General features: G+C 70.1%; 5 protein-coding genes. All 5 read right to left on the reverse strand.

The window, feature by feature from the left end; all coding sequences use genetic code 11:
- Positions 1-92: 92 nt before the first annotated feature.
- Positions 93-890 carry an SDR family oxidoreductase gene (locus tag L995_RS24440; RefSeq protein WP_047473998.1) on the reverse strand — a complete coding sequence of 266 codons (798 nt, stop codon included), beginning with the start codon at positions 888-890 and terminating at the stop codon, positions 93-95.
- A 1-nt stretch (position 891) separates the two neighbouring features.
- Complete coding sequence (locus tag L995_RS24445; RefSeq protein ID WP_047473999.1) at positions 892-1,902, reverse strand: ABC transporter substrate-binding protein; 1,011 nt, start codon at positions 1,900-1,902, stop codon at positions 892-894.
- A gap of 38 nt (positions 1,903-1,940) precedes the next feature.
- The gene (locus L995_RS24450; protein ID WP_016450562.1) at positions 1,941-2,702 is read right to left on the reverse strand and encodes an ABC transporter permease; all 762 of its coding nucleotides are present in this window, start codon (positions 2,700-2,702) and stop codon (positions 1,941-1,943) included.
- Positions 2,699-3,484, reverse strand: a complete 786-nt coding sequence (locus tag L995_RS24455; RefSeq protein ID WP_016450563.1) for an ABC transporter ATP-binding protein — start codon at positions 3,482-3,484, stop codon at positions 2,699-2,701. The genes L995_RS24450 and L995_RS24455 overlap by 4 nt, the downstream gene beginning before the upstream one ends.
- A 1-nt stretch (position 3,485) precedes the next feature.
- Positions 3,486-4,235 (reverse strand): acyl-CoA reductase (locus L995_RS24460; protein WP_047474000.1); only part of this gene is annotated, 750 nt, incomplete at its 5' end.

Here is a 4,235-nt window from a genome sequence, read left to right on the forward strand (position 1 = left end):
GCCCGCCAAGGCGGCAACACCCCGCCGCGCCACGGCGGCCGGAATGGCCGAGATGGCCGAGACCGATGAGTGGGAGCAGTTCTAGAACAGGCTCAGCGCATCACCAGGCCGCCATCGACGAACAGTACCTGCCCCGTCATGAAGCCGCTCAGTTCCGAGGCCAGGAACAGCACCGGCCCCGCCACGTCTTCGGGGCTTGCCAGGCGGCGCAGCGGCGTGGCGGCCATCAGCGATTCGCGGAAGGACTCGCGCGTGTCCTGGGTGCCCTGCGTGGGATAGACCAGCCCCGGCGCCACGCAGTTGACGCGTATGCCCACGGGCCCCAGCTCGCTGGCCAGGTTGCGGCTGAAGGCCACCAGCGAGGCCTTGGCCGTGGTGTAGTCGTGGTAGGGCACGACGGGGTGCTCCACCAGGTTGCTGGCGATGTTGACAATGTTGCCCCGCGCACGCTGGCGCATCTGCGGCAGCACGGCGCGGCAGACATTGAAGGCCGCGCCCACGGCACCGTCGTACTGGGCCTGGTAGTCGCTCCATTGCAGGTCGTCGAAGCGGCGGCGGCGCTCGGGGTCGAAGGCGTAGGGTTTGAAGGCGTTGTTGACCACGATGTCGATGGCGCCCACCTCGCGCGCAATGGCCTCGGTCATGGCCTGGACGGCGGGCTGCGAGCCCACATCGGCCTTGATGGCCCAGGCATCGCCTCCGGCCTGCTTGCCCGCAGCCTGGCAGGCCGCCACGGTCTGCGCGGCGGCGGCATCGTTGGACAGGTGGTTGACCACCACGGTGGCGCCCTCGCGCGCGAAGGCGGTGGCAATGGCCGCGCCTATGCCGCGGCCGGCGCCGGTGACCAGTACCACCTTGCCTTGCAGGCCCAGGGAAGACGGCTGTGCCATCTCAGGCCCCGGGCAGCAGGCTGGTGTCCACCACGTCGGACACCTTGATCTGCCTTTGCACCATGCCCAGCGCGCGGTAGGCGTCGGCGCCCTTTTGCAGGGCGGCCAGGTCGAAGCTGCCCAGCGGCTTGCCGGCCTGCAGCGGCTGCGAAGACGCATTGCGCAGGCGGATCACGTCCAGGTTGATATCGCGCCGCGTGCCGTCGATGGCGTGCTTGCCGGCCAGCGTGGCGGCTTCCTCGGGGTTGGCCATCATCCAGGCGGCGCTGTCGCGGTAGCCCTTGAGGAAGGCGCGCAGCAAGTCCTTCTTGTCGCGCAGCGTGTCCTCGCGCACCACGAACATGTCGCTGGAGATGTTCAGGTGATCGCGCACCTGCATCACATCGACCTCGCCAATGCCTTTGCGCAGGCCCACGGCCAGGCCGGTGTCGGTGGCGGCCGTGGCATCGACCTGGCCCTGCATCAGCGGCGCGAAGTTGAGCAGGCCGGTGACGACGATGGTCACGTCCGACTCCTTGAGGCCGGCCTGGTGCAGCATCACCAGCAGGTTCTGGCGCGTGCCGCTGGACAGGCTGTAGACGCCGATCTTCTTGCCCTTGAGGTCCGCCGGCTTGCGGATGCCCGCCGACTTGAGCGAGACCACGTTGAACACGTTCTGCGGGTAGATGTCGTAGATGGCGACCAGCTTCTCGCCCTTGTCCAGCGCCATGAAGAAGGAGCCGGGATCGGTGAAGGCCACATCGGCCTGGCCGCTGAGCATGTTGCGGATGGCGTCGCCGCCACCCGCGCCGGGCAGGTAGGCCAGCTCCACGCCCTGGGCCTTGAAGAAGCCCTTGTCGGGCTCGGCCAGGATGTTGGTGATCTCGCTGATGGGCTTGCTCCAGCCCGCCAGGCGGATCTTGCCTTGCACAGGAGCGGCCAGGCAGTTGCCGGCCAGCGCCAGGCCGGCAAAACCGGCAGAGGCGCCCAGCAGGCTGCGGCGGGTGAGGAAGGGGGATTGCGGTGTGTGCATGGCGCTTGGGGAAAAGGTTTCGGAAGTGTTCAGGACGGTCAGGCGGCGCGCGAGCGCAGCAGCCGGCGCTCCAGCACCAGGCAGGCCTGGTACAGCAGCAGGCCCATGGCGGCGATCAGCACCAGGGCGGCGAACATGAGGGTGGTGTCCATCATTCCCTGGGCGGCGATGACCACGGCGCCCAGACCCCGGCTGGCGCCCATGAACTCGGCCACCACGGCGCCGACCAGGGCCAGCACCACGGCCACGCGCAGGCCCGCAAGAATGGCGGGCAGGCCCGTGGGCAGCTTCAGGCGCAGCAGCGTCTGCAGCCGCGTGGCGCCCAGCATGCGAAACAGCTGCAGCCGCTGGGCATCGACCTGGCGCAGGCCGGTCAGGGTGTTTTCCATCAGCGGGAAAAAGCAGATCAGCGCCGTGATCAGCACCGTGGGCAGCATGCCGAAGCCGAACCACAGCACGAACAGCGGCGCCAGCGCCAGCTTGGGCACGACCTGGCTGACCACCACGTAGGGCTTGAGCACACGCTCCAGCAGCTCGGATTCAGCCAGGGCCATGCCCGCCAGCAGGCCGATCGCGCTGCCGGCCGCCAGCCCCAGCAGCAGGGCCTGGAGCGTCGCCCAGATGTGCGGCCAGAAATAGCCCGTGGCCAGCCCCGTCCACAGCGATGCCGCAATGGCCGAGGGCGCCGGCAGCACCAGGGCGGACAGGCCCCATTGCCGCACCAGCAGCTCCCACAGGCCCAGCAGGACCAGCGCCAGCGCGGCGGCCAGCAGGCGGGCATGGAACAAGGACACCGTCATGCCGCCGTCCTGTCCAGGGCTGCGCGCACGCGGGCGCAGTGTTCGTTGAACGCCGGCCCGTGGCGCATGGCCTGGGTGCGCGGCGCGGGCAGATCGACTGCCATATCGGCCACGATGCGCCCGCCGTGCATGAGGGCGATGCGGTCGCCCAGGTAGACGGCCTCGTTGATGTCGTGGGTGACGAAGAGCACCGTGGTGCCGCGCTCGCGGCAGGTGCGCAGCAGGTCGTCCTGCAGCTCGGCGCGCGTGATGGCGTCCAGCGCGGCAAAGGGCTCGTCCAGCAGCAGCAGGGGCGGGTCCAGCACCAGCGCCCGCGCCAGCGCCACGCGGCTTTGCTGCCCGCCCGATAGATGGCGCGGATGGCGCTGCGCATGGCTGGCCAGGCCCAGCTGCTGCAGCAGCGCCAGGGCGCGCTGCTCGTCCTGCGGCGCGGGGCGCCTTTGCAGCGACACGGGCAGCAGCACATTGCCCAGCGCCGTATGCCACTCCAGCAGCGTGGGCGCCTGGAACATGAAGCCCAGTTGCGGGCCGGGCTCGGCCAGCTCGGCGCCACGCAGCAGAATGCGGCCCGACTGCGGCCTGAGCAGCCCCGCCGCCAGCTTCAGCAAGGTGGTCTTGCCGCAGCCGCTGCGGCCCAGCAGGCAGTGGACCTCACCGGCCTGCACGCGCCAGTCCACGCCGTCCACCACGGGCGGGCGGCCCGGGTAGGTGAAGACCACTTGCTCGACATCGAGAAACGCCATGGTTGCAGCCCCGTCCGTCCCCTCTTGCAGGTTCGCCATGTCAGTCCGCATACGGCGCAAACGGCTGCGCCGCCGCCTCGGCAGATTGCTCTATCTCGGTCATGCGCACCAGGTCCAGCAGGTTGAAGCGGCCGTCATGGTGCCAGCCGGCCTCGGGCATGCTCATGGAGCCGATGGCACTGATGCGCGTGACGCCGGCCGCGCCCAGCAGGCCGGCCAGGCGGTACAGCTGCTCGGGCGAGGCGGCAATGCCGGCCGTCTGCAGGTAGTCGCGCTGCGCGGCCACCACGGGCACGGCGTCATCCAGGCGGTCCACACCCACCACGGCAATCGTGCGGTACAGGGCCGTGGGCGCCAGCGGCTGCAGGCTGTCGCTGTACGCCACGCTCCAGGGTGCGTCCACCGGACCCAGCAGTTGCTGTTCGTCACCCGACCATTCCACGGCCTGCTGCCAGCGGGCCACGGCGGCGCCCTCCTCCAGCTCCAACGGCCGGCGCGCAAAGCGCCGCTGCAGGTTGGCCAGCTCGGCCGCCAGATAGTCGGCAAAGGCACGCGGCGGCACGGGGGCACCGCGCTCCACGTAGAAGACATGGGGCGAGTAGCAACCCTGCTGGTCGTAGCGCATCACGTCCCAGGCCGCCAGCCGCGCCACGGCGGGCGCCTTGAGCGTGTCCAGCGCCTGGGCGCCCACCATGCCGAAGCCCAGCTTGTGGCCATGCGGCAGAAAGCGCGTGGTCACGGGCAGGCGCTGGCGCAGTGCCTGCAGCGTCTGGTTGCCGCCGTAGGCGAG

Source organism: Delftia sp. ZNC0008, assembly GCF_000799035.1.
Taxonomy (GTDB): Bacteria; Pseudomonadota; Gammaproteobacteria; order Burkholderiales; family Burkholderiaceae_C; genus Comamonas; species Comamonas tsuruhatensis.

Bases quoted from the DNA above. Each gene is read 5' to 3' on its own strand.
- L995_RS24440 (WP_047473998.1), bottom strand. From the start codon at position 890: ATGGCACAGCCGTCTTCCCTGGGCCTGCAAGGCAAGGTGGTACTGGTC.
- L995_RS24445 (WP_047473999.1), bottom strand. From the start codon at position 1,902: ATGCACACACCGCAATCCCCCTTCCTCACCCGCCGCAGCCTGCTGGGC.
- L995_RS24450 (WP_016450562.1), bottom strand. From the start codon at position 2,702: ATGACGGTGTCCTTGTTCCATGCCCGCCTGCTGGCCGCCGCGCTGGCG.
- L995_RS24455 (WP_016450563.1), bottom strand. From the start codon at position 3,484: ATGGCGAACCTGCAAGAGGGGACGGACGGGGCTGCAACCATGGCGTTT.